The organism is Vibrio sp. 1580 (assembly GCF_033340055.1).
The window spans coordinates 102,001-123,997 of record NZ_JAWOVT010000013.1 but is presented as its reverse complement, the minus strand read 5'-3'; the positions used below and the strand labels follow the sequence as shown (position 1 = coordinate 123,997).

The 21,997-nt window shown below is 45.2% G+C and carries 19 protein-coding genes; 6 read left to right on the top strand and 13 right to left on the bottom strand.

All coding sequences use genetic code 11. The features are described 5' to 3' along the window. Positions 1–38 precede the first annotated feature (38 nt). Genes R7093_RS19315 through R7093_RS19305 form a run of 3 tightly spaced genes read left to right on the top strand, consistent with a single transcriptional unit; the run spans position 39 to position 4,794 of the window. Positions 39–3,215, top strand: coding sequence for a response regulator (locus R7093_RS19315; RefSeq protein WP_080773706.1), 3,177 nt, complete (start codon positions 39–41; stop codon positions 3,213–3,215). A 9-nt stretch (positions 3,216–3,224) separates the two neighbouring features. Further along, positions 3,225–3,701: a hypothetical protein gene (locus tag R7093_RS19310; protein WP_017633987.1), complete on the top strand. Its 477-nt coding sequence runs from the start codon at positions 3,225–3,227 to the stop codon at positions 3,699–3,701. A 1-nt stretch (position 3,702) separates the two neighbouring features. Continuing rightward, on the top strand, positions 3,703–4,794 hold the full coding sequence (locus R7093_RS19305; protein WP_047100672.1) for a hypothetical protein: 1,092 nt from the start codon (positions 3,703–3,705) through the stop codon (positions 4,792–4,794). Positions 4,795–4,944: 150 nt separating this feature from the next. Here R7093_RS19305 and R7093_RS19300 read toward each other — a convergent pair whose 3' ends face one another. The 4 genes from R7093_RS19300 to R7093_RS19285 form a co-directional block, all read right to left on the bottom strand. Further along, complete coding sequence (locus R7093_RS19300; protein ID WP_005377799.1) at positions 4,945–5,256, bottom strand: hypothetical protein; 312 nt, start codon at positions 5,254–5,256, stop codon at positions 4,945–4,947. A 204-nt stretch (positions 5,257–5,460) separates the two neighbouring features. Continuing rightward, positions 5,461–5,895, bottom strand: coding sequence for a DUF962 domain-containing protein (locus tag R7093_RS19295; protein ID WP_005377800.1), 435 nt, complete (start codon positions 5,893–5,895; stop codon positions 5,461–5,463). Positions 5,896–6,014: 119 nt separating this feature from the next. Next, a complete protein-coding gene (locus R7093_RS19290; protein ID WP_017633985.1) occupies positions 6,015–6,368 on the bottom strand; it encodes an MmcQ/YjbR family DNA-binding protein in 354 nt (117 codons plus the stop codon). A gap of 23 nt (positions 6,369–6,391) precedes the next feature. Next, positions 6,392–6,874, bottom strand: coding sequence for a MarR family winged helix-turn-helix transcriptional regulator (locus tag R7093_RS19285; RefSeq protein ID WP_017633984.1), 483 nt, complete (start codon positions 6,872–6,874; stop codon positions 6,392–6,394). A 110-nt stretch (positions 6,875–6,984) separates the two neighbouring features. On the opposite strand from R7093_RS19285, the gene R7093_RS19280 reads away from it, so the two are divergent. Beyond that, complete coding sequence (locus tag R7093_RS19280) at positions 6,985–7,872, top strand: DMT family transporter (RefSeq protein WP_047100673.1); 888 nt, start codon at positions 6,985–6,987, stop codon at positions 7,870–7,872. A gap of 132 nt (positions 7,873–8,004) precedes the next feature. Here R7093_RS19280 and R7093_RS19275 read toward each other — a convergent pair whose 3' ends face one another. From R7093_RS19275 to R7093_RS19235, 9 genes are all read right to left on the bottom strand, one after another. Beyond that, the gene (locus R7093_RS19275; RefSeq protein WP_031777195.1) at positions 8,005–9,501 is read right to left on the bottom strand and encodes an EAL domain-containing protein; all 1,497 of its coding nucleotides are present in this window, start codon (positions 9,499–9,501) and stop codon (positions 8,005–8,007) included. Between the two features lie 345 nt (positions 9,502–9,846). Continuing rightward, positions 9,847–11,118, bottom strand: a complete 1,272-nt coding sequence (gene gabT / locus R7093_RS19270; RefSeq protein WP_025766730.1) for a 4-aminobutyrate--2-oxoglutarate transaminase — start codon at positions 11,116–11,118, stop codon at positions 9,847–9,849. A gap of 14 nt (positions 11,119–11,132) precedes the next feature. Next, a complete protein-coding gene (locus R7093_RS19265; protein WP_017633980.1) occupies positions 11,133–12,560 on the bottom strand; it encodes an NAD-dependent succinate-semialdehyde dehydrogenase in 1,428 nt (475 codons plus the stop codon). 54 nt (positions 12,561–12,614) lie between these two features. Next, complete coding sequence (gene aguA / locus R7093_RS19260) at positions 12,615–13,697, bottom strand: agmatine deiminase (protein WP_017633979.1); 1,083 nt, start codon at positions 13,695–13,697, stop codon at positions 12,615–12,617. Positions 13,698–13,709: 12 nt separating this feature from the next. Next, positions 13,710–14,576 (bottom strand): N-carbamoylputrescine amidase, encoded by an 867-nt coding sequence (gene aguB, locus R7093_RS19255; protein ID WP_047100674.1) that lies wholly within the window; start codon positions 14,574–14,576, stop codon positions 13,710–13,712. A gap of 17 nt (positions 14,577–14,593) precedes the next feature. Further along, positions 14,594–15,871 carry an FAD-binding oxidoreductase gene (locus R7093_RS19250; RefSeq protein WP_318146782.1) on the bottom strand — a complete coding sequence of 426 codons (1,278 nt, stop codon included), beginning with the start codon at positions 15,869–15,871 and terminating at the stop codon, positions 14,594–14,596. Between the two features lie 37 nt (positions 15,872–15,908). Then, positions 15,909–17,393 carry an aldehyde dehydrogenase gene (locus R7093_RS19245; protein WP_047100675.1) on the bottom strand — a complete coding sequence of 495 codons (1,485 nt, stop codon included), beginning with the start codon at positions 17,391–17,393 and terminating at the stop codon, positions 15,909–15,911. A gap of 35 nt (positions 17,394–17,428) precedes the next feature. Beyond that, positions 17,429–17,986 (bottom strand): HTH-type transcriptional regulator PuuR, encoded by a 558-nt coding sequence (puuR, locus tag R7093_RS19240; RefSeq protein ID WP_005377813.1) that lies wholly within the window; start codon positions 17,984–17,986, stop codon positions 17,429–17,431. 18 nt (positions 17,987–18,004) lie between these two features. Then, complete coding sequence (locus tag R7093_RS19235; protein ID WP_005377814.1) at positions 18,005–18,751, bottom strand: gamma-glutamyl-gamma-aminobutyrate hydrolase family protein; 747 nt, start codon at positions 18,749–18,751, stop codon at positions 18,005–18,007. A 340-nt stretch (positions 18,752–19,091) separates the two neighbouring features. Between R7093_RS19235 and R7093_RS19230 the strand changes: the two genes are divergently transcribed. Then, a complete protein-coding gene (locus R7093_RS19230) occupies positions 19,092–20,435 on the top strand; it encodes a glutamine synthetase family protein (protein WP_005377815.1) in 1,344 nt (447 codons plus the stop codon). Positions 20,436–20,453: 18 nt separating this feature from the next. Continuing rightward, positions 20,454–21,929, top strand: a complete 1,476-nt coding sequence (locus R7093_RS19225; protein WP_047100676.1) for a Na+/H+ antiporter NhaC family protein — start codon at positions 20,454–20,456, stop codon at positions 21,927–21,929. The last annotated feature ends 68 nt before the right edge of the window (positions 21,930–21,997 follow it).

Sequence of the window (21,997 nt, the reverse complement as noted above, 5' to 3'; positions counted from 1 at the left end):
TAAACTACACTTTTCATATCAACTTCTTGGATATGGAAATGCGCGTGGTAGGAATCTTTTCTTGGAACAACCTGTCGGTAAAACAAAAGCTATTTGGGTTGGTTTTGCTGCCAATTTTATTGTTGCTTGTCCTCGCGGGTAAACATGTACAAAGCCTTTCTATCCAGGCTCAGGAACTACAAAAAGCACAGTTATTCTCTGTCTACATAGACCGCGTATCTTCGCTTTATCACCTACCGAATAACCCTGATGTAATAGATAAGCAACTAAAAACTCAGCAGATATCTCAATTGTTACGCGACACTGCAGCACCAGTATTCGGTGAAAACGCTGAGATACTAAACCAGTTGACAAGCTTTGAGGAAGCAACCCTCTCGATGCTCTCTTCGCAAAATCAAGAAGAAAAGTTAGATGCGGCAGAGTGGCGCGCTGATACGTTCAAAGAAATCCTCATGAGCTTAGACAAAGTCTATTTTAGAAATGTGAGTTATGAAACAAACACTCACCTTTCTTCTTTGATGCAACTTGAATGGTTGATGTTTTGGTCCACTGAAGAGCATAGATTAAGCGAATATTTGATTCGATCTTCAGAGGAAAATAACGAGTATGACCTCACAACACAGGCTTCTATCCAATCTTTAATCCAGAACCAACAACTATTTCTAGAGCGTTTTGTGACGCTAAATGCCAATCAACAACAAGTAGATCTGCTCATTGAGACGTTTACGGGTGAAGTCTTTATCAAAAGCCAAGAGTTTCGTGCTTATTTATTGCAACCAGCTCAACTCAAATCATTAACCCCGGATGAGATTGATGCGGGGTTATCTGCACTCAACAAACGCTTATCGTTATTACAAAGTGTTGACGACAAAATGGAACAGCAGCTGAGTGATGATATATCAAAGACAATCAACACGACGACACAGCACCGCTTTACCTTTATCGCAATGATGAGCCTTTTAACGCTGTTGGTCGTAAGTTTAACGCTAAGATTGGTGCGAAAAGTTACTGGAAACTTGAATCTAGTCCTCAAATTTCTCAGTAACGAAAGCAATGAACAAAGTAACACTGAAAATTCACCTCTTGCTCAACTAATAAAGGGTAAAGACGAGCTGAGTAAGTTTGCTCGAGAGGTAAAAAAGCTTAGTGATGAGCGGATGTTGTCCAGACTAAAGCTCACACAAGCTAAAGAAGATGCAGAACAAGCAAAAGATGATGCAATTAAGGCGAGTAAAGCCAAAAGTAGCTTTTTGGCCAACATGTCCCACGAGATCCGCACGCCGCTAAATGGCGTTATTGGTATCTCTGAAGTCTTATCCGATACTTCCCTGACTGCCACACAACGCGATTACGTCGATACGATTGAAACCTCCTCCCAACTGCTTTTGAGTTTAATTAATGACGTTCTAGACTTCTCAAAAATTGAATCTGGGATGTTGCTCATTAGCCCACATTCAACTTGTGTTCGAGAGTCTATCTATGACATTGCTTCTATCATTTCACCGAAAGCAAAGGAAAAAGGCATCGATGTGCAAGTCAACATTAGCCGTAACACGCCTTACCACGTAATGTTGGATGACCATCGTATACGCCAAGTTGTCATGAACTTCATGTCTAACGCGGTAAAATTTACCGAACAAGGCAGTGTAGAGCTATCGGTCATCACCCGCGAAATAAAAAATGGTGAAGCGGTCATCGAGTTTTCCGTTAAAGATTCTGGGATTGGTATTGATGCCCAGCAGCAAAAGAAAATATTTGCTCCATTTGCCCAAGAGGATAACTCTACTACCCGACAATTTGGGGGAACTGGGCTTGGGCTTGCCATTAGCACGCAATTAGTTGAGCTAATGGGTGGAGAAATTCAACTTGAATCCGAGAAAGGTAAAGGCAGTCGCTTCTTCTTTGAACTAACTGCTCCTGTTGTGACGCAAGAGTTTAACGCTTATCACGCTCTGAATCACAACGACATATGGATTGTATGCAGCAGTACTCAACTAGAACAAAAACTGCGTAACGAGTTAAGTTTTTTCAACATCAATATAACGCAGTCAGTAGATACCTTAAGTGCGTTGCCAACGTGGATTGATAACGAGCGCGTTATCGTTATTCATGTAGAAGGATCACCAAATGCAGCGGCGATGCATATCGATGAGATAGAAAGCCTTTGTAAACGAAACATTCGTGTCTGCCTCATCAAGCACCTTCATAGCCCACAATTCGACTTTAGAAGCAGTATCAGCGCCTTGGTCACTCAGCCACTACTAGGGCAGCGCTTAATTAAAGCACTTGAAAGTTGTGCGGCAAATTTCTCGCACGCACAACAAGAGAGCATTTCAGCGCAACATGTTAAATCTTTGCCGAAAATTTTGGTCGTTGATGACAATACGGTCAATCAAAAAATCGCGGGGCTACACGTCACAAAAGCTGGCTTCGACTTTGATGTCGCAGTAAACGGACAAGAAGCGGTTGAGAAATTTCAACAGAATCAATACAGCCTAATTTTAATGGACTGCATGATGCCCGTAATGGATGGATTTGAAGCCACCCAAATAATTCGTCAAATAGAAGTAAAAGAAAAACGCGCTTTCAGAATTCCGATTATTGCTCTAACGGCAAGTGTGGTCGATGACGATATACAAAAATGCTTTGACGTTGGAATGGATGACTATGTGCCCAAACCGTTTAAAGCAGGATTGCTTAAAGAGAAGTTAGATAAGGCAATTGGGTTACGTGTTTCCAACACGACGCCTGCTGAACCACACCAAGAGAACACTACTCTCGATACAACTCATAAACTACCTGCGAGTTCAGAGCAACCAGAAGCAACGGTAACGCCTATTCGCTCCGAACGTATCTTGCTTGTCGAAGACAATAGAGTGAACCAGAAAGTGGCTTCTCTATTGCTATCTAAAGCAGGCTATCAATTCGAAGTCGCAGAAAACGGACAAATTGCAGTCGAAATGTTCCAAAAAGATGGAAAGTTTGATGTTATTTTGATGGATTGCATGATGCCCATAATGGATGGGTTTGAAGCTTCTAGGCAAATTAGAGCTTATGAAGCGAGTAAAGGATTAGCTAAGACGCCCATTATCGCATTAACAGCAAGCGTCGTTGATGATGATATTCAACGCTGCTTTGATTCAGGAATGGATGCCTACGTACCAAAGCCTGTGCGCAAAGAAAAACTGTTGTATCAAATTGAACAAGCAATGTAGGTGGATTCTATGAGTAGAAATCATTCTCGCGTTGCTTTTCCTTTGCGTTACATAAAACGCTATCTGTTTATTCTGATTGCCCTTCTTTCATTAAATTGCCAAGCTCTCGCTGCAGAGAGCTACGCCGTTTTCTCATTTAATGACGAATTCTCTCCGCTCACTGTCAATAAAGCGCGAAAGTTGTACAGAGGGAAGACGCAACTTTTACAAGGCCAGCGAATTGAACTCTCTGACTGGCCTGCGACATCAACAGAAAGAGCTGAGTTCTATCGTTATCTTCTCAACAAAAATTTAGCGCAAATGAACGCGCATTGGGCAAGCTTGTCTTTTTCAGGTAAAGCTAGACCGCCAAAAGTGATTGCACGCTCCAGCATTGATGACCTCATAGCATGGATGCAAGAGAAGCCCAATAGAATTGGTTATGCCCCAACATCGAGCGTCCCTAGTAATGCTCATGTTTTATGTGTGGTTAGCTCGGAGAATTGATATGAAAAAATATTTAACCATGTTATCGCTGAGTATCGCGACCTTTCCGAGCTCAGCCACGATTGAACTAACAGAACAACTTTCTTTAAGTGGTTTTGGCTCTACTTCGTGGGCAAAATCCGATAACCCAACTACGTTACTAGTTAACCGCTTTATTGGCGATGAATCTTGTTTCGATTGCGATACCACTTTCGGCATGCAGCTCGATTATTTTCACAAGGCATTTCGGGCATCCGCACAAGTCGTAAAGCGCCCGCAAGACCATTGGAGCTCGCCTCAGCTCGAGTGGGCGTATTTGGCTTATACCTATCAAAACATAGAAATACGAGGAGGACGCTTAAGACTGCCACTGTTTTTGATGTCTGAGTACAACTATGTCGGCCACGCTTTTACCCAAGCCCGCCCACCGAATGAGGTATATGACAGCATTCTAGGTATCACGGCTTATAACGGCCTATCTGCACGCTGGATTCATGACCTCAATGAGCAAGTCGTACTTACTGCCATGCCGTTTGTCGGGTTTAAAGACAATAGTGACGTAACCATCAATGAACGTACTGAATTGGAAATTGAGTCAAACAATACTGCAGGGATGAACTTAACGCTAAGCGGAGAGAGCTATCGTTGGAATTTTTCCTACCTCCACGGCGATTATGATCAAACAACGACGCTCTCTAACATTGAGCAGTCCACTCCCGGTGGCGGAACCACAATCATTGACCGTCTAGTTGAAACAGAAAAAAACAACACGATCGATCTGTTCTCTCTAGGGTTAAGATACGAGCTCGATAACATTGTGATTATGGTAGAAGGACAGACCAGCAATCTTTCCTCATCTTGGTACGCGACAACAAGTTATAATGTAAACAAGCTGACTCCTTATATTGTTTACGGTCAGCAGTTTAATAGTCGGGATAAAAAAAGTGGAGACAGTTTCTTACTCGGATTGAGATACGACCTAGATTACAACGTTTCCCTAAACGCAGAATGGCAAAGGTTCAACGCCTACAATAATAGCTCTGGCGCGTTTTCATCAGCCCCAAAGGATGACAGTGCGAGCCTTTATACGCTAATGCTCAACTTCGTTTTTTAATGTTTCTTACAGTACCAACTTCCACAACACTGGGGGCTGTTTGTTGTATTAAGAAGGCTTTTTGCAACACGTAACTAAACGCTAAACAACTGGAAGGGATAGAATCGATCAGATAGGTAAGTGGCAATCCAAACAGAGACAAAGGTTACTCTATTTCGGTTTATTTTGATTGCCTTTTAACCGCTTTTCTTTGCGTCGCAGTGCCCGGAAAAACTTTGACTCTTCGTGGTACCAACCAAGGACACTAATTGGAAAGCCCACGAGCATCATAATAAAAACATCCGCTGGGAGTTGTTCCCAAATGTCGCTTAAAGAATGCAGCTCTCCAAAAATGAACAAACCGATGACTTTACCAAGCAGTAATGCACAACAAATCATAAAGAAGGACTTTAATATATAGTGCCATTTGCCTTTTTTACGCTCTTCTCTCCAATAGGCATATTTATATTGTCGATCGTACATTCATCCCCCCCTAAAGTAAACTTGCCGTAAGTTTAAGCATCTCGATAGCGTAAAGTGCGTTGGCACCTCTTTAATCATAGTGCGTATCTAAAGTGAATGCTTGTCGTGGCAATAAGAAGGAGAGGTATTCTGTAGTAAGAGCTACATAATCTCTGAACGTTATATGTCTTGTGTCATTCGGATGATGCCTGATTTTGCTTATCGCTAGTGTTTTCTGAACACCCAAATCGGGCCGATGAGTAGAAACTGTAAATCCTCAAAAAACGACGGTTTTTTACCTTCAATCTTGTGACCGATAAATTGCAATATCCACAATACGCCAAACAAAAGCATAGAAATATGCAGAACGGGCAACATCAATACCTCTAGAGACCAAATAAGGCCAATGCACGCTAATGTGTAGCCGATCATCATCATGAATACGCTCAGAGACAAACGAAAATAGAAAACCCAAGTGGGGATCACCGCTACCCAAACCCAATTAAGTTCGAAGCCTAATAATGAAATCTGGGGAATCGACCAAATAAGTCCAACCACAGAAAGGTAAATACCTGGAACTGCGATTGTGTGAATCTTTTGGTTGATAGGGTTTTGGTGACTCTCACCATATTCTTTTAGCCATTCAGATAATGCTCGCATATCATTCCCCTTTTCCACCTTCTTATTCTTATATAGCCCGAGGATGAAAAAGGTGCGAATTTTTCCGTAAAGGCTACGAGCAACGAGCGACAAGACAACAGAGGCCAGTGCGTTGCCGATTACTCACCAAGCAACGCTCGTTGTGCTTTCGGCAGCTTGGCAACGACAAGAGCATAAGAGCGTTCACACAAATCTTGAATCAACCCATCCTCGACATCACCGTTAAAATAAACCGTTATCCAATGACGCTTATTTAAGTGATAACCCGGGATAATATCCGTAAACTGCGACGTTAAGACTTCTCCATCTTCTGGTTTTACTTTTACGCTGACATACTCCCGACCGTTTCTCTCTGCAATGATGGCAAACATCTTGCCTTTGATTTTGTATACAAGCGCTTCAGGCCCAAATGGGAAATCACTTTCTGCACACATGAAGGTACTTAAGTATTGTTCTAGTTCTTTGCTTTTCATATCCCCTACCTCCTTCTGCGTTCTCACTCAAATTGTGGCAATAGCAATTTTAACGCCTGGTTAACCTGCTCTTTTTCATTGCCTTCTAAACCATGCAATAACGATTGCTGAACGTCTACATGCTCCAAAATTAGCTTGTCAATTAAGGTTAAGCCTTGCTCTGTTAGTTCAACGGTGACGCTACGTCGGTCTTCTTTGCTATGGGTTCTGGTAATAAACCCTTTCTTCTCTAGTTTATCTAAGCGATTGGTCATCGCACCCGAAGTGAGCATCATTGACTCTATTAACGCTGAGGGAGTAAGACAATATGGTGAACCAGCTCGACGCAGTGTCGCTAACACATCAAATTCACCCATTTTCAGATCGTACTTCTTATGTAGCTCGGCGACCCTAGATTCCATGTGTTTTGCAATTCGCATTAGTCGACCCATTATTGCCATCGGTTCAGTGTCGAGGTCTGGCTTCTCCCTAGCCCACTGCTCTACCACTCTATCAATTGCATCCATTATTTCTCTCCAAACATCATATATTTTTTATTTTAACATAAAGATACTTTACAAAAAGCCACCTTGCCGATATCGTTACATTTAATTATCTCTACATAAAGATATTTAACATGAACATTTTACTTGCGATGATTCCTGCCTTTTTTTGGGGGACGACTTATGCTGTTACTCAGTTTACTCTACCGGACTGGCCTCCCGTTTTACTTGGTGCTCTAAGGGCACTGCCTGCGGGTCTTTTGTTGCTGGCAATAAAGCCCTCGTTTCCAAAAAGAAGTGAGTGGAAAGTGCTGCTTGTTTTAGGAACCATCAACATCGCTTGCTTCTTTGGTCTCATTTTTGTCATGGCGTTGACGCTTCCTTCTGCCATCTCTGGTGTTGGTATGGTTTCGGTCCCCGTTTTTGCGATGCTGTTTGGTTGGGCGGTCTACAAACGTCAGCCTAGTGGCACTCAAGCGATAAGCGGCGCAACTTTGATTGCTTTAGCTTGGTTCTTATTTGATCCTAGCTCTATTTCTCTCGAACCCGTGGGCTTACTTGCGATGATCTCCGCCATTATGTGCATCGTGATAGGAAGTAGCGTAACAAAGTCACTAGGTACAAAAATGCACTGGTGGACAGTGCTAACATGGCAGCTCATTTTGGGTGGCGTGATTATGTCTATCGCAACAAGTGTGCTGGCGATAAACAATCCAGAGCCATATGTTACGGTCGTTCAGGACGTATCCATGACGAATATTCTAGGGTTACTGTGGGTAGTTATTCTGAACACCGCATTAGGGTATGGCATGTATGTATGGTTATTACAGCGGATGTCGGTCGTAGATTTTACCTTTGGTGGTATTGCAAACCCAGTCGCAGGCATTGTTTCGGGCCTACTGCTATTGGGGGAAACGTTCACTCCTCTGCAATACAGCTTAATGCTAGGAATGATCGTAATGTCATTACTACCTCAGCTCATTACGTCAATCAAAACGAAAAGAGCCGCACTCTCCTCCTAAGTAACGTTAATTCCTAACACTCTAGAAGTAATGAGAGTGTTAGGAATCCTCAAGTGTAACCCCATCAGCAGAAATCAGCGCTAACCTAGGCAACTGACACCTTTAAAACGGTACGTTTTGACATTATGGCTGTTAAGCGCTTGCAAGGTTAGTCAGGGGCTCTGGTTTAGCGTAAACATAACCTTGAATAAGGTAAATCGCATGCTGAGCCAGATATTCGACTTGAGCCTGGCTCTCTACACCTTCTGCAATCATCTCACATTCCGCTTTGTTCGCTGCAGACACAATTGAGTCCAGCACTTTCAACTTTTGATCGTCAGATCCTATTGGATCAATGAACATCTTATCCACTTTTACACACCGGATGCCCAAATCTTGTAGGTAAGAAAAGCCACCATATCCGGTACCAAAATCGTCAATTTTGAACTTGTAGCCTTTATTCGTTAAATACAAAATCTCTTTTTTCGCGGCCTCAGTGTCTTTTACTGGTATTCTCTCGGTCAACTCAAAATGAATTCTATTCGAGATTGGCCAATTTAACTCCGACAGCAACTTCGTTAATACGCCTGACTCTAAATGGGAGGAAACAATATTGATGCTGACCCACGTATGCTCGGGCAAGTCACTTAAGTCTTGTATGATTTTACGAATAAGCTGATTGGTCATCGGGATAATCAGGCCACTTTCTTCTGCAGCACCAATAAACATATTTGGTGGCACCATTCCATCACGTCGCGACCATCGAATCAGAGCTTCATATCCTACTGTCTTACCATCGCGACTATCGACAATCGCCTGGTAGTAAGGAATAAATTCTGTATTACTAATCCCATTTTCAATTAGACCTGTAATGGATTTTCTCAAGCTTTTACCAGATATGTATGCAAAGGCAGTCACAAGACCAGCAAGCACACTTACAAGACCGCCCCACAAAAGTACTCTTTCCTGAGCATAATTTTTAAGTTTTTCACCGCTGTATATCTTGATGAGCATGTTGGCTTGAGACTCTCCTGAAAAGAAAAACTCTTTTGACAGTGCGTTTTCTTCTCCTGCAATATTCGCTTTGCCACGGCTTATCGTTAAATCACCAAATATTGGTTCATCATACTTAAACTCTACAAATAGGCAGTCTTTGCAAGGCGTTTTTATTACCTCGTTAACCCAACTGTTATCAAGTACCCAGAAGACTTCAACGTGTTCATTATCATAAATGACCATCCACTCTATTTGGTCATTCTGTTGCGGCAAAATAAGTGATGCGAAAAAGTTTTCATCCATCTGAAATCGTTCACTACTAGATGGGCGAGACACTTCACTACCAACCGTGGAACACGTTTTTCCGCCTTCTGTGGTCATCGCAATAAAACGAATGTAACGGTTATAAAAACGTGGGTCGCGTAAAGTTCTTACATCACTATCACTACAAGTAAAATCTAACTGAGCAATCTGCTTCACTATTGCTCCGTCCAAATAGGCAGACCTTTGATTTAAATAATCTACGTAAGCATCTATTTTCGACGCTTTTACCGAGTTGACGTAAAAGTTGGTTATCGAATGAAAGGCCACTACAAATATGGCGATGGGAACTAAGCCGAGTAAAATGGCATACCTTGTATTCTTTGTTATCAAAGTTCGTCCTGCTAATCTGTCAAGCAACCTAAGTGGGATATGAATACTATCTCATTTTTATAGTCCAAAAAGTGAGGAATGACGCTCAATAAAATTATAGACTCAAGTGGCTTTCAGATGTCGGGATTTAGAATGTGAGCACCAAACCACATTCGAGGAGAACAAAGTAGCGACTAAGTGGAAAGTAAGAACGAGCCCAATTGTTAAGTCATCCGTAATAAAAGTGACGACTTGGAGCTTGAGCAATACTTTTTAGATAGGCAGCAGATACGCTAAAAAACAAAAAGGAAACGATTGATACCAACCGCTTCCTTGATTTGTTATTGCTATTTAAAAGCGCGTGAATTACGCCACTTCAAGAATCACTTTTTCCAACTTATCTAAACCTTCACTAAGCACTTCAGGCTCAATGGTTAGCGGCGGCAACAAGCGAATCACGTTCGCTTTTACCCCACAAGAAAGCAAAATCAGACCATTTTCTTGCGCTTTAGAAATCACCGCTTTGGTCATCTCTTGTAGCGGCTCACCCGTTTCAGGATCAGTAAATTCAATCGCCATCATCGCACCTGTAGTACGGATTTCACCGATAGCAGGCACTGACTGTTGCAGTTTTGTCATACGAGCATTGACCACTTCACCGATACCCATTGCTTTAGCACACAAGTCTTCTTCTTCGATAATTTTCAGTACTTCAAGACCAGCAACACAGCCAAGTGGCGAGCCCGCATAAGTGCCACCTAAACCACCAGGTAGTGCAGAATCCATCACATCCGCTTTCCCAACTACCGCTGAGATTGGGAAACCACCAGCAATGCCTTTCGCCATTGTCATTAGGTCAGGTTCAATGCCTAGGTATTCTGTTGCAAACATTTTACCGGTACGAGCAAAACCCGTTTGGATTTCATCGGCAATCAGCATAATACCGTGCTTATCACACAGCTGACGCAAGCCTTGTGCAAACGCTTCAGGTGCTTTGTAGAAGCCGCCCTCGCCTTGTACTGGCTCGAAGATGATCGCCGCAACGCGTGAAGGTTCAATATCGCACGCAAATAGGTCGTCGATCGCTTGTAAGCTTTGCTCAATGCTGATGCCGTGGAACGCATTTGGGTACGGCGCGTGGTAGATTTCATTCGGGAAAGGACCAAAACCTGCTTTGTACGGCGCTACTTTACCGGTTAACCCCATCGTCATATTTGTGCGACCGTGAAAGCCGCCTTTGAACGCTATCACGCCGCTACGACCAGTATGAGCGCGCGCTACTTTCACTGCGTTTTCGACCGCCTCGGCGCCAGTGGTTAGAAAGATCGCTTTCTTCTTAGTCTCACCCGGTGCAAGTTCTGTCAGCTTTTCAGCCAGCTCTACGAATGACGCGTATGGCGTAACCATCGCACACGTGTGTGAGAAATTGTCCAGCTGAGCTTTTACCGCTTCGCTAATGCGCTTGTGAGAATGCCCGGTGTTAGTTACCGCGATGCCCGCTGCAAAGTCGATGTATTTATTGCCTTCAATATCCCATACGTAAGCGTTTTCTGCTTTCTCGACGTAAAGTGGGTACAGTGCGCCCATACCTTGAGCGATAACTTGGCTTCTTCTTTCGTGTAGTTGTTGGTTTGTCATTGTTTTGTCCTTAATTAGTTGCCGCCAAAGCAGAGATATTTCACGTCCATGTATTCATCGATACCTTGTTTTGCACCTTCACGTCCGATACCGGACTGCTTAACACCACCGAAAGGAGCCACTTCAGTAGAGATCATACCTTCGTTAATGCCGACCATGCCGTATTCGAGCGCTTCTGCGATTTTCCAAACACGGTGAATGTTTTGGCTGTAGAAGTACGACGCGAGACCGTAGATGGTGTCGTTCGCCATTTCGACTAGCTGTTCGTCGCTGTCAAAACGAATCACTGGCGCGACAGGGCCAAAGATTTCCTCGGAAACAATCTTCATGTCGTGAGTAACGTCTTTGAGAACCACTGGCTGCATAAATAGACCATCGAGCTTTTTAAGCTCTGAAACCGGCTTCGCGCCTTGCTCGATAGCACCATCAATAAGCGTCTGAATGCCTTGCTTCGCTGACTCGCTGATCACTGGACCAATGTTGACCCCCTCTTCCAATCCGTTACCAACTTTGAGCTGCTGAACCGCAGCGTCAAACTTAGCAACGAATTCGTCATACACTTTGCTGTGTACATAGAAACGGTTCGCACAAACACACGTTTGACCTGCGTTACGGAATTTCGACGCCATCGCGCCTGCCACAGCTGCATCAATATCCGCATCATCGAATACGATAAATGGCGCGTTGCCACCGAGCTCCATTGAGGTACGTTTGATGTCAGCCGCGCTTTGCTGCATCAGCACGCTACCGACTTGAGTAGAGCCAGTGAAAGACAACTTACGAATCAACGGGTGTGAAGTGAAGATAGCACCGACCTGACGGGAGTTTTCCCCCAATACCACTTGCAGCACATCGCGTGGGATACCCGCTTGATAGGCAAGCTCTGCAACCGCAAACGCAGACAGCGGCGTAGATTCAGATGGTTTTACCACAAAGCTACAGCCTGCTGCTAAAGCTGGCCCTGCTTTGCGCGTGATCATCGCAATTGGGAAGTTCCAAGGTGTAATCGCACAGGCGACACCAATTGGCTGTTTGATGGTCACCAAACGCTTGTCCGCACTTGGCGCAGGAATCGTCTCACCGTAGGTACGCTTCGCTTCTTCAGCAAACCATTCGATAAAGCTCGCGCCGTAAAGCACTTCACCTTGAGCTTCCGCTAGCGGCTTACCTTGCTCTAACGTCATCAAACGGCCAAGGTCGGCTTTGTTTTCTAACAGGAGTTGGAACCAACGATTGAGCATGCCAGCACGCATTTTTGCTGGCAGTGCCGCCCACTCTTTCTGCGCCACACTGGCACGTTCAATGCCATTTAAAATGTCGTTTTCGGTTGAAACTGGTGCGTACCCGAGGAGTTCTCCGGTCGCCGGATTAGTCACTGCAATGCCCTGTTGTGGATTCGCTACCATAAACGAAACAAGGCTTTGGTTTTGTATCTGTTGCATGGTCATTCCTTTTGACAACTCATCATCGCCGCTAAGCCAGCGGCGAGTTCATGTTTAAGCAGGGATCTGCTGCGTAATACAGTGAATGTTCCCTCCGCCGAGTAGAACCTCTCTCGACGGTATCGCGATGATTTGGTATTCCGGCATCGCGTTTTGCAAAATATCGATCGCCATAGCGTCGGTCTCTTCGTCCAGCATCGGCAAGAACACATGCTCGTTGACGATAAGAAAGTTCGCATAAGAGGCACTTAGGCGTTCGCCAGCTTGTCGACTCATTCCCGAACTGGCGTCAATGCCATTGGCTTCGCGCTCGCTGTAATGCAACGGACCCGGTAATGGCAAACGGACAATTTCAATATTGCGCCCTTTCGCATCGTGCTGAGATTTCAGTACTTGTTCCGCTTGACGAGATAACGCGTATTGCGGATCACTTGGGTCATCGGTCCAACTCAGTACCACCTTACCCGGAGCGATAACGTGCATCAGGTTGTCAACATGGCCGTCTGTTTCGTCATTGAATAAACCATTTGGCAACCAAATGACTTTTTCGATACCGAGATACGCCTTTAACTGCTCTTCAATTTGCGCTTTGCTCAACTGTGGATTTCGCCCCGGACTAAGTAAGCACTCTTCTGTGGTGTAAAGGGTGCCTTCACCATCGGTGTGAATCGCCCCACCTTCAAGTACAAACGGTGCGCGGTAATGATCAATACCGATGATGTCGCACACCGAACCAGCGACAAGATCGTCCTGCTGCCAGTTGTCGTAAAGGCCGTTGTATTCGCCGCCCCACGCGTTGAATTGCCAACTAATCCCACGGCGCTCGCCCGCTTGGTTAACAAGCACGGTCGGCCCGATGTCTCGCATCCACGCATCGTTAAATGGGATTTCCACCAAACGTACATCTGAGTGAAGCATTTGACGCGCTCGGTCAAAGTTGTGCGAGCACACCGCCACACACACTTTGGTCACTTCCGCGATTAAGTTCGCGATTCTGGCGAAGGTTTCTTGCGCGGGTAATGCGTCATCACGCCAATTGTCTTTCCTTTCTGGCCACGCTAGCCAAACTTCACTAACCGGCTGAAACTCAGCCGGAAAATAGAAGCCATCTTGCGCTGGTGTTGTCGATAACTTCATTTTAACGCCTCTTTAAACGGCTAGTTTGCCAACGCTGGTGTAAAGGTCTGGACGACGGTCGCGGAACAAGCCCCACGCGTGACGCGCTTTCGCTGTCGTAGCTAGGTCGATTTCTGCGTAAATGATGGTTTCACCTTGACGCGGTGCTTCGGCAATTTTTGCACCAGTGTGGTCAGTGATAAAAGAAGAGCCGTAGAACGTCGTCTCGATACCATCATCGACTTCAGTGCCCACTCGGTTTGACGCAATCACTGGAACGAGGTTTGCTGCCGAGTGACCTTGCATTGTACGTTGCCAGTGGTCACGTGAATCCAGTGTCGGATCTTGAGGCTCAGAACCGATTGCAGTTGGGTAAAAAATCGCTTCCGCGCCGTGCAGAGCCAAGCTGCGTGCAAGCTCTGGAAACCATTGGTCCCAGCAAATGCCAGCACCGAACTTACCGAACTTGGTTTGCCACACTTTGAAACCGGTATCGCCAGGGCTAAAGTAGTACTTCTCGCTGTAGCCCGGGCCGTCAGGAATGTGTGACTTGCGGTAGTTATCTAGTACCGTGCCATCGGCATCTATCATTACTAGCGAGTTAAAAAACGTATTGCCCGCTTTTTCAAAGTAACTGACTGGAATAACGACGCCGAGCTCTTTAGCCAGTGCACTCATCTCTTTAATAAGACGACAATTCTCCGTTTCTTCTGCAAGCTCGAAATACTTTGCTTCTTGTTTTTTGCAGAAGTAAGGCGCAGCGAACAGCTCTTGCGGAAGAATCACGTTCGCACCGTTTTGTGCTGCTTCACGAATCGCCTTTTTTGCTTTGGCTAAGTTATCTTCCAGATCCCAGCTTTTCGTCAGTTGAAGGGCTGCAAATTTCACCACTTTGCTCATTGGATATTCCTTATCTCTTAAATCGCCAGTTTGTCACGTAGGTTGTAGTAAGCCGCACCCATTGCCGTAAACGGAATTTGGAAGTGGCGGCCACCTGGGAAGGAGTAATGTTTCAGTGCAGCAAACGCATCGAAACGTTCAGCGTGTCCGGTCAATGCTTCTGCCAACAACTTGCCTGCTAGATGAGTACACGTTACACCGTGACCGCTGTAGCCTTGGAGGTAGTAAATGTTGTCTGCAAACGAGCCAAATTGCGGCATGCGTGAGTAAGTCAGCAAGAAGTTACCTGTCCAGGTGTAATCAATCTTGATGCCTTTCAATTGTGGGAAGACCTTTTCCATCTTCGGACGGATCAGTGCTTCAATGTTTTCTGGGTCACGTGCACCGTAAACCACGCCGCCTCCGAACAACAAACGCTTGTCGGCAGTTAAGCGGAAGTAGTCAAGTAAGTAATTACAGTCTTCAACGCAGTAGTCGCTAGTCAGCACTTGTTTTAGCTGCTCATCACTCAAAGGTTGAGTCGCCACCACTTGTGTGCCACACGGAATCGCTTTGTTGCTGATGTTTGGAGCCAACCCACCAAGATACGCGTTACCTGCCAAAACCACGTACTTGCTCTTCACGCTACCTTGCGCCGTTTTGACTACTGGGTTAATCCCTTTGTCAATCGACACGACCGCCGACTGCTCAAAGATTTGACCACCTAGAGAAATGAACGCAGCGGCTTCACCTAATGCCAGTTTCAGCGGGTGAATATGACCACCGCGCATATCCAGCAAACCGCCAGTGTACACTTTCGTGCCTACCGCTTGTTCTACCTCTCCTGCGTCAAGCAGAGTCAGTTGGTCGTTGCCGTAACGCTCCCAGTTCTTCTTATGTTCTTCTAGCCCTTTGAGTTGTTTACTATTCAGTGCCGTGAACAAGCCGCCTTGCTTGTAATCACAGTTGATGTCGTATTTGTCGATCAGACCACGGATGATATCGCCGCCTTCAAAAATCATATCGCACAGAGCTTTAGCTTGGTTTTGGTCGTAACGGCTTTCAATCACGTCAACATCTCGGCTGTAGCTGTTAACGATTTGGCCACCGTTACGACCAGTTGCTCCAAAGCCCACTTTTGCGCTCTCTAACGCAACAACTTTAAAACCTTTTTCTGCAAGGTGCAGCGCAGAAGAAAGACCAGAGAATCCCGCACCGACTACACACACATCGCACTCGATGTTGTCTTGCAGTTGTGGGTATTCCGGCATGTTTGGCACAGAGTGCGCGTAGAACGAATCCGTATGCTTGTTCATAGAACTATTCCTTTATTTATCTTAATCGTCAGCAGGCTTAAGGATGGAGGCGAATCCAAGTGGTTTTCGTTTCGGTGAATTTTTCAATCGCGTGGAGAGACTTGTCTCGACCATTTCCGCTCATTTTGAATCCGCCAAATGGGACCGTCATGTCACCTTCGTTGTAGTTGTTGACCCAAACCGAGCCGGCTTGCAGTCGTTTTGCTACGCGATGAACGCGGTTGATGTTGCTACTCCAAAGTGCAGCACCTAAGCCATACTTCGAATCGTTAGCGATCTCGATTGCTTGCGCTTCGTCTTTGAATGGAATGACACACAGCACCGGACCAAAAATTTCCTCTTGGGCAACACGCATCTTGTTGTCGACGTTGTCTAAAATGGTTGGGGAAACAAATGCACCTTGCCCATCGACATCGCCGCCACAACGTACGTTTGCACCTTCTGATTCACCTAACGAGATGTATTCCAACACTTTTGATTTATGATCTTGGTCGATAAGCGCACCCATGGATGAACTTGGGTCCATTGGGTCTTTTGGCGTGAACGCTTTCGACGCTTGAATAACTTTTTCTATGAACTGATCTTTGATGCTTTCGTGAATAAGCAGGCGGGTTGCCGCGACGCACACCTCACCTTGGTTGTAGAAACACCCTGCAGCGGTTTCTGCTGCTGCGCGGTCTAAATCATCACAATCTTCAAACACGATGTTCGCGTTCTTGCCGCCCGCTTCTGCAAACACGCGCTTTAGGTTGCTCTCACCCGATCTGACCATCAGTTGACCTGCAATGCGCGTCGAGCCTGTGAAGGCGATGCAGTCTACGTCTTGGTGTTTCGCCAGCGCGTCGCCAGCTTCATGACCAAAACCCGTAATGACTTGGAAAACGCCTGTTGGTAAGCCCGCTTGAGAAGCAAGTTGACCTAGAAATATCGCGGTGAGAGAAGATTTTTCTGACGGTTTTAGAATCACGCTGTTACCAGCGGCTAAAGCAGGACCAAGCTTCCAGCACGCAAGCCAAAGGGGGAAGTTCCACGGTACAACCGCAGCAACCACACCAATTGGTTGATGAGAAATAAAAGCGTGTACATCTTTTTCGGTTGGGGCAACTTCGCCGTATACTTTGTCGATTGCTTCTGCGTACCAGCGTAATGCACTCGCCGCACCAGGAATATCGGTAGAGAAGCTGTGAGAGATAGGCTTACCGGTATCAAGCGTTTCTAGCAGAGCCAATTCTTCTTGGTTTTGATCAATCAAGTCAGCAAACTGTTTAAGCACTGCTTTGCGATGAGCTGGGCTACTCTCGCTCCACTGACCGGATTGAAATGCTTGGCGAGCGTATGAAACCGCGAGATCAACATCTTCATTTTGGCAACGGGCGATTTCGGTGAATATCTCATCTGTTGCTGGGTTAACTACCGGGATGGTTTGCCCTGTTAAAGCGGCACTGTATTCACCGTTAATGTACGCCCTGTTTTCGATGTTTAGATTGTTTTTTAGTTCAATCCATTGCTCTTGGGTTTTCATACGCTCTCCTTGTGATCACACAAGGCAAGCCCCCACTAAAATGTGGTTGGCGTATGCGCACTTATCATTCGACAAGCCTTGTCTGTGTGATTTGTAAATCGATGGGGCTTCGTCGTATCAATAATGTACGACTCGCCCGCTGTTATGACATGAGATTGCCCTTTATATTCCAGAGTGATTTCGCCCTCTAATACGGTGCCAATCTCTTCGCCTTCGTGTTTGATTTCTGCCGCACCAGTGGTTCCATAAGGTGCGTATTCCTCGATCAAGAATCCGATGACTTGATCTTTGTCGCCATTCGTTACCAGTTTCATGGACACCGTCTCGCTCCCGATTTCCACAAGATCTGACGGCTTGATGACTACTTTCACTTCATCGTTCGAAGGTTGTTCAAAAGTGAAAAACTCTGATAACGATAAAGAAAATACATTAACGATTTTTTGTAGTGAGCTGACCGACGGGCTCACTTTGCCATTTTCAATGGATGAGATTGCACTATGGGTAATACCAGCGCGCTCGGCTAGTTCCCTTTGTGACAATCCATGTTTTTTTCGTAACTGAACAATATTTTTACCAATCTCTTGATTGTCCATTCATACAGCTCCAAACGTTTAACGAGAGGTAGCCATCATAAATTCATTGAACAAAATTTGAGAGAAATGATTGGTTTTTGCTTCCCATTCTGGGTGCCACTGCACGCCAACGAAAAATTTTTGATTAGGAAGACTAAATGCTTCTACCAAGCCATCCGGGGCTTTAGCTTCTACTTGTAAGAGAGGAGCAAGCTGATCGACGCCTTGGTTGTGTAGTGTGTTCACTTCAAAGAAGGTGGTATTTTCCCAATGATTTTGCACCAGCCATTGTTCAAATAAGCTCTGCTTTTGAACTAGCACAGCGTGTGCTGGCGCGTATTTTTGTTCGAAATCTTCAACAGGCGCTTCACGATGGTCATTGAAGCCGGAGTCATGAACGGCTGGGTTTAACGAGCCACCAAGTGCGACATTCATCTCTTGAAAACCGCGGCAAATACCAAGGCACGGAATGTTTTGGTCAACCGCATGACGAATTAACGTGAATGAGAGCTCATCACGAGCTTCATCTTTGTAGCTCTCTTCGTGCGTTGCATTGTATCGATGTGGCGCAACGTTAGAGTGGCTGCCAGGAAAAAGAAAACCATCACATATGTCTAGGATGGTGGTTACGTCATCGCCCGACATGTCGGGAGCCAACATAATCGGTAGTCCTCCAAAATCCTTTATGGCGCGAAGGTAAAAGTCGTTGACCGCTTGTATCTGATAGCCACCCAACTCTTTAGCGCAGCTAACCACACCAATGATGGGTTTGTGTGTATCTGCCATGATATGTCCGTGTTCAATTTATTTAACACAAACCCTACAAACCATGTACAAAATTATCAACACAGATGACCATTATTATCGTCACAACGTGATCTGACGCACTTTTTAGGCTTCAAAACTGAATATTTATGCTCATTATATTGAACAAAACAAAACCAACTGTTACAAAATAGTTAACAGAAAGACATAAAAACCAGCCGTTAAACATCAAAAACACAGTGTAAGTGCATGTTTAAATTAAAAATAACCTAAAAAACAAACAACTCGTTCAGAGTGCTGTAATTTATTTGTTAATTTGGTTATTTCTAATTTCTACTCGTCAGGCTATTTGGAGAAGAAAATGGAATCGTATCTACAGGAAGTACAAAATTTTAAACAAAAATGGCCCGATATTGAATTTATCGATCTCATCTTTACCGATATAAATGCCACCCCAAGAGGAAAACGCATCCCGATAGATGCTCTAGAAAAACTGAATAAAGGTGTTGCCCTCCCCCTTTCGACCATCACCCTAGATACCAAAGGTAACGTCGTTGAAACGGCCGGGTTGGGAGAAGATCTCGGAGAACCAGATAATCTCTGCTATCCAATCAGCGGCACCTTAATGCCGACGGCAAAAGAACAAGTTGGTCAGCTACTGCTTAGTATGATGGATGAAACCGGGCAGCACCCTAACCCACTGTTCATCCGAAACATTCTCGCTTCTATATTGCAAACACTGCATGCTAAAGACCAATATCCTTGTGTCGCGCTCGAGCTGGAGTTCTATTTAATAGACAAAACCCGCGGCGAAAATGGCGAACCATTAACGGCAATTAACCCCACGAAAAAAACTCGAGAAAAAGATACCGAGGTTTACGACCTTGATGGACTAGATGACTACGCTGATTTCTTGGCCGACCTTAATCGAATTGCATTAGAACAAGGTTTAAACACTTCCGGAGCCCTATCTGAATCGGCACCAGGGCAGTTCGAAATCAACTTCAACCATTCTAAAGATGTACTTCGAGCATGTGATGAAATCATCATCGCAAAACGCTTGATTCGCCAGGTCGCTCATCAGCACGGATTTGACGCCACATTTATGGCGAAACCTTTTAGTGAGCAAGCGGGTAATGGCATGCACATTCATCTCAGCTTGGTTGATACAGATGGTAACAACCACTTTAGCCAATCAGACGGTCAAGCGAGCGCCTTCTTCTATCAAACCATGGCAGCGATGCTGTCACAAACATCCGATGCCATGGCCCTAATCTGTCCTAACGTTAACTCTTACCGTCGCTTTGTTCCTGGCGCTTACGTCCCAACCAAAGCCGATTGGGGAGAAAACCACCGCGGTGTTGCGTTGCGTGTGCCTATCAGCGATAGCAAAAATCGCCGTATAGAGCATCGTATAGCAGGCGCTGACGTTAACCCATACATTCTCGCTGCAGTAGTACTTTCCGCAGTATTAGCGAGTGAAAGCTACACCAAAGATCAATGTCCACCGACTCTCAGTGATGATGCAATTGAGTTACCTCTGCGTATGTCAGAAGCTCTAGAGCGACTGGAGCACAGTGAGCTGGCTCAATACATCTCAAGAGACTTTATCGATTTGTATCTAGCTTGCAAACAGAGTGAACTCGCAGAATTTGAGCGAGCGATTACTCCATTGGAAATCGACTGGATGTTGCACTCGGCATAAACAAAGGAAATGAACTTTATGACTACGCAGACCAAGGCGCTGGATGCGCCTCTTAAAATCAACTCTCAACACATTATTGTTTCTTTAATCTCGGTTGCGACGTTTGTCTTTTTTACCGCAATCGGTTTGAACCATGAGGAAGGCGAAGCCTACGGATGGATGAGTCTTTTACCAACGGCGTTGGTATTGGTCTTTGCGCTGACAACACACCGAACTGTGGAAGCCCTCTTTAGCGGCGCTATTGCCGGTGTTCTTCTGCTTAACCCAACTGAAGCGGTGGAACAGATTGTTGATATTTCCATGAGTGTAATGATGGATGAAACTATTGCCTGGATCATCCTAGTTTGTGGTTTGATGGGCGGCCTAATTGCTATTTTGGAGAAAGGCGGCAGTATCTTAAGCTTCTCCGACATGCTAGTCACGAAAGTAAAAAGCCGTAAGCAATCGATGCTGATGACCTTTGCTTTAGGTATTCTGATCTTTATCGACGATTATTTGAATGCGATTGCAATTTCTTCCTCAATGAAAAAAGTTACGGACGGCTACCAAATCTCGCGTGAAAAACTCTCATATCTTGTGGATTCAACCGCCGCACCTATCTGTATCCTCGTACCAATTTCCACTTGGGCAATTTTCTTCAGTTCGTTGCTAGAAGCAAACGGAGTAGCAGAAGCGGGAGATGGTATCAAAGCATACATTGAAGCTATTCCATACATGGCTTACGGCTGGGTAACGCTGGTGATTGTTTTGCTGGTTGCAATGGAAAAGATCCCAGATCTAGGTGCGATGAAAAAGGCAGAAAAGCGTGCGAAGAATGGTCAAGTTCGTCCAGACGGTGCAACAGATGTCGACTTTGGTCCCGATGTATCTGCACATACCAACCCAACCATGGGCCTTGTCAACTTCTTGTTACCAATGATCGTACTTGTTGCCGCAAGTTGGTACTTTGGTATCGATCTACTTGCTGGTGTTTTCGTCGCGTTAATCTTTACTATTAGCTTTTACGGCGCACAAAAACTGATCTCGATGAACGACATGTTCGAAGCTGTTTATGATGGCATTAAAGTTATGCTACTGCCGCTTGCGACCGTTATTGGTGGTTTCATGTTGAAATCGGTCAACGACTCATTGGGCGTCACACAATATGTCATTGAGACCGTCAGCCCTTACCTGTCAGCGTCTTACTTCCCGGCGATTATCTTTATGATTACGGGTGCGTTGGTATTTGCAACGGCATCGTCTTGGGGAACGTTTGCAGTAGCGATGCCAATTGTTCTACCTTTGGGCGAACAGCTTGGTGTGCCTCTACACTTAACCGTTGCAGCGCTGCTTTCAGCATCAGCGGCAGGGAGCCACTCTTGTTTCTTTAGTGACTCAACCGTGTTATCTGCACAAGGTTCGGGCTGTACAGCAATGCAACACGCAACCACACAGTTTCCTTATGCGTTGATTGGTATTGTTGCAACCGCGATTTTCTTCTTCATCATCGGTTAGCCCCTTTATCTAATTGCAAAACCCTGCTCAAAAATAGCGGGGTTTTGTTCTATCAAGTCAAATGATCC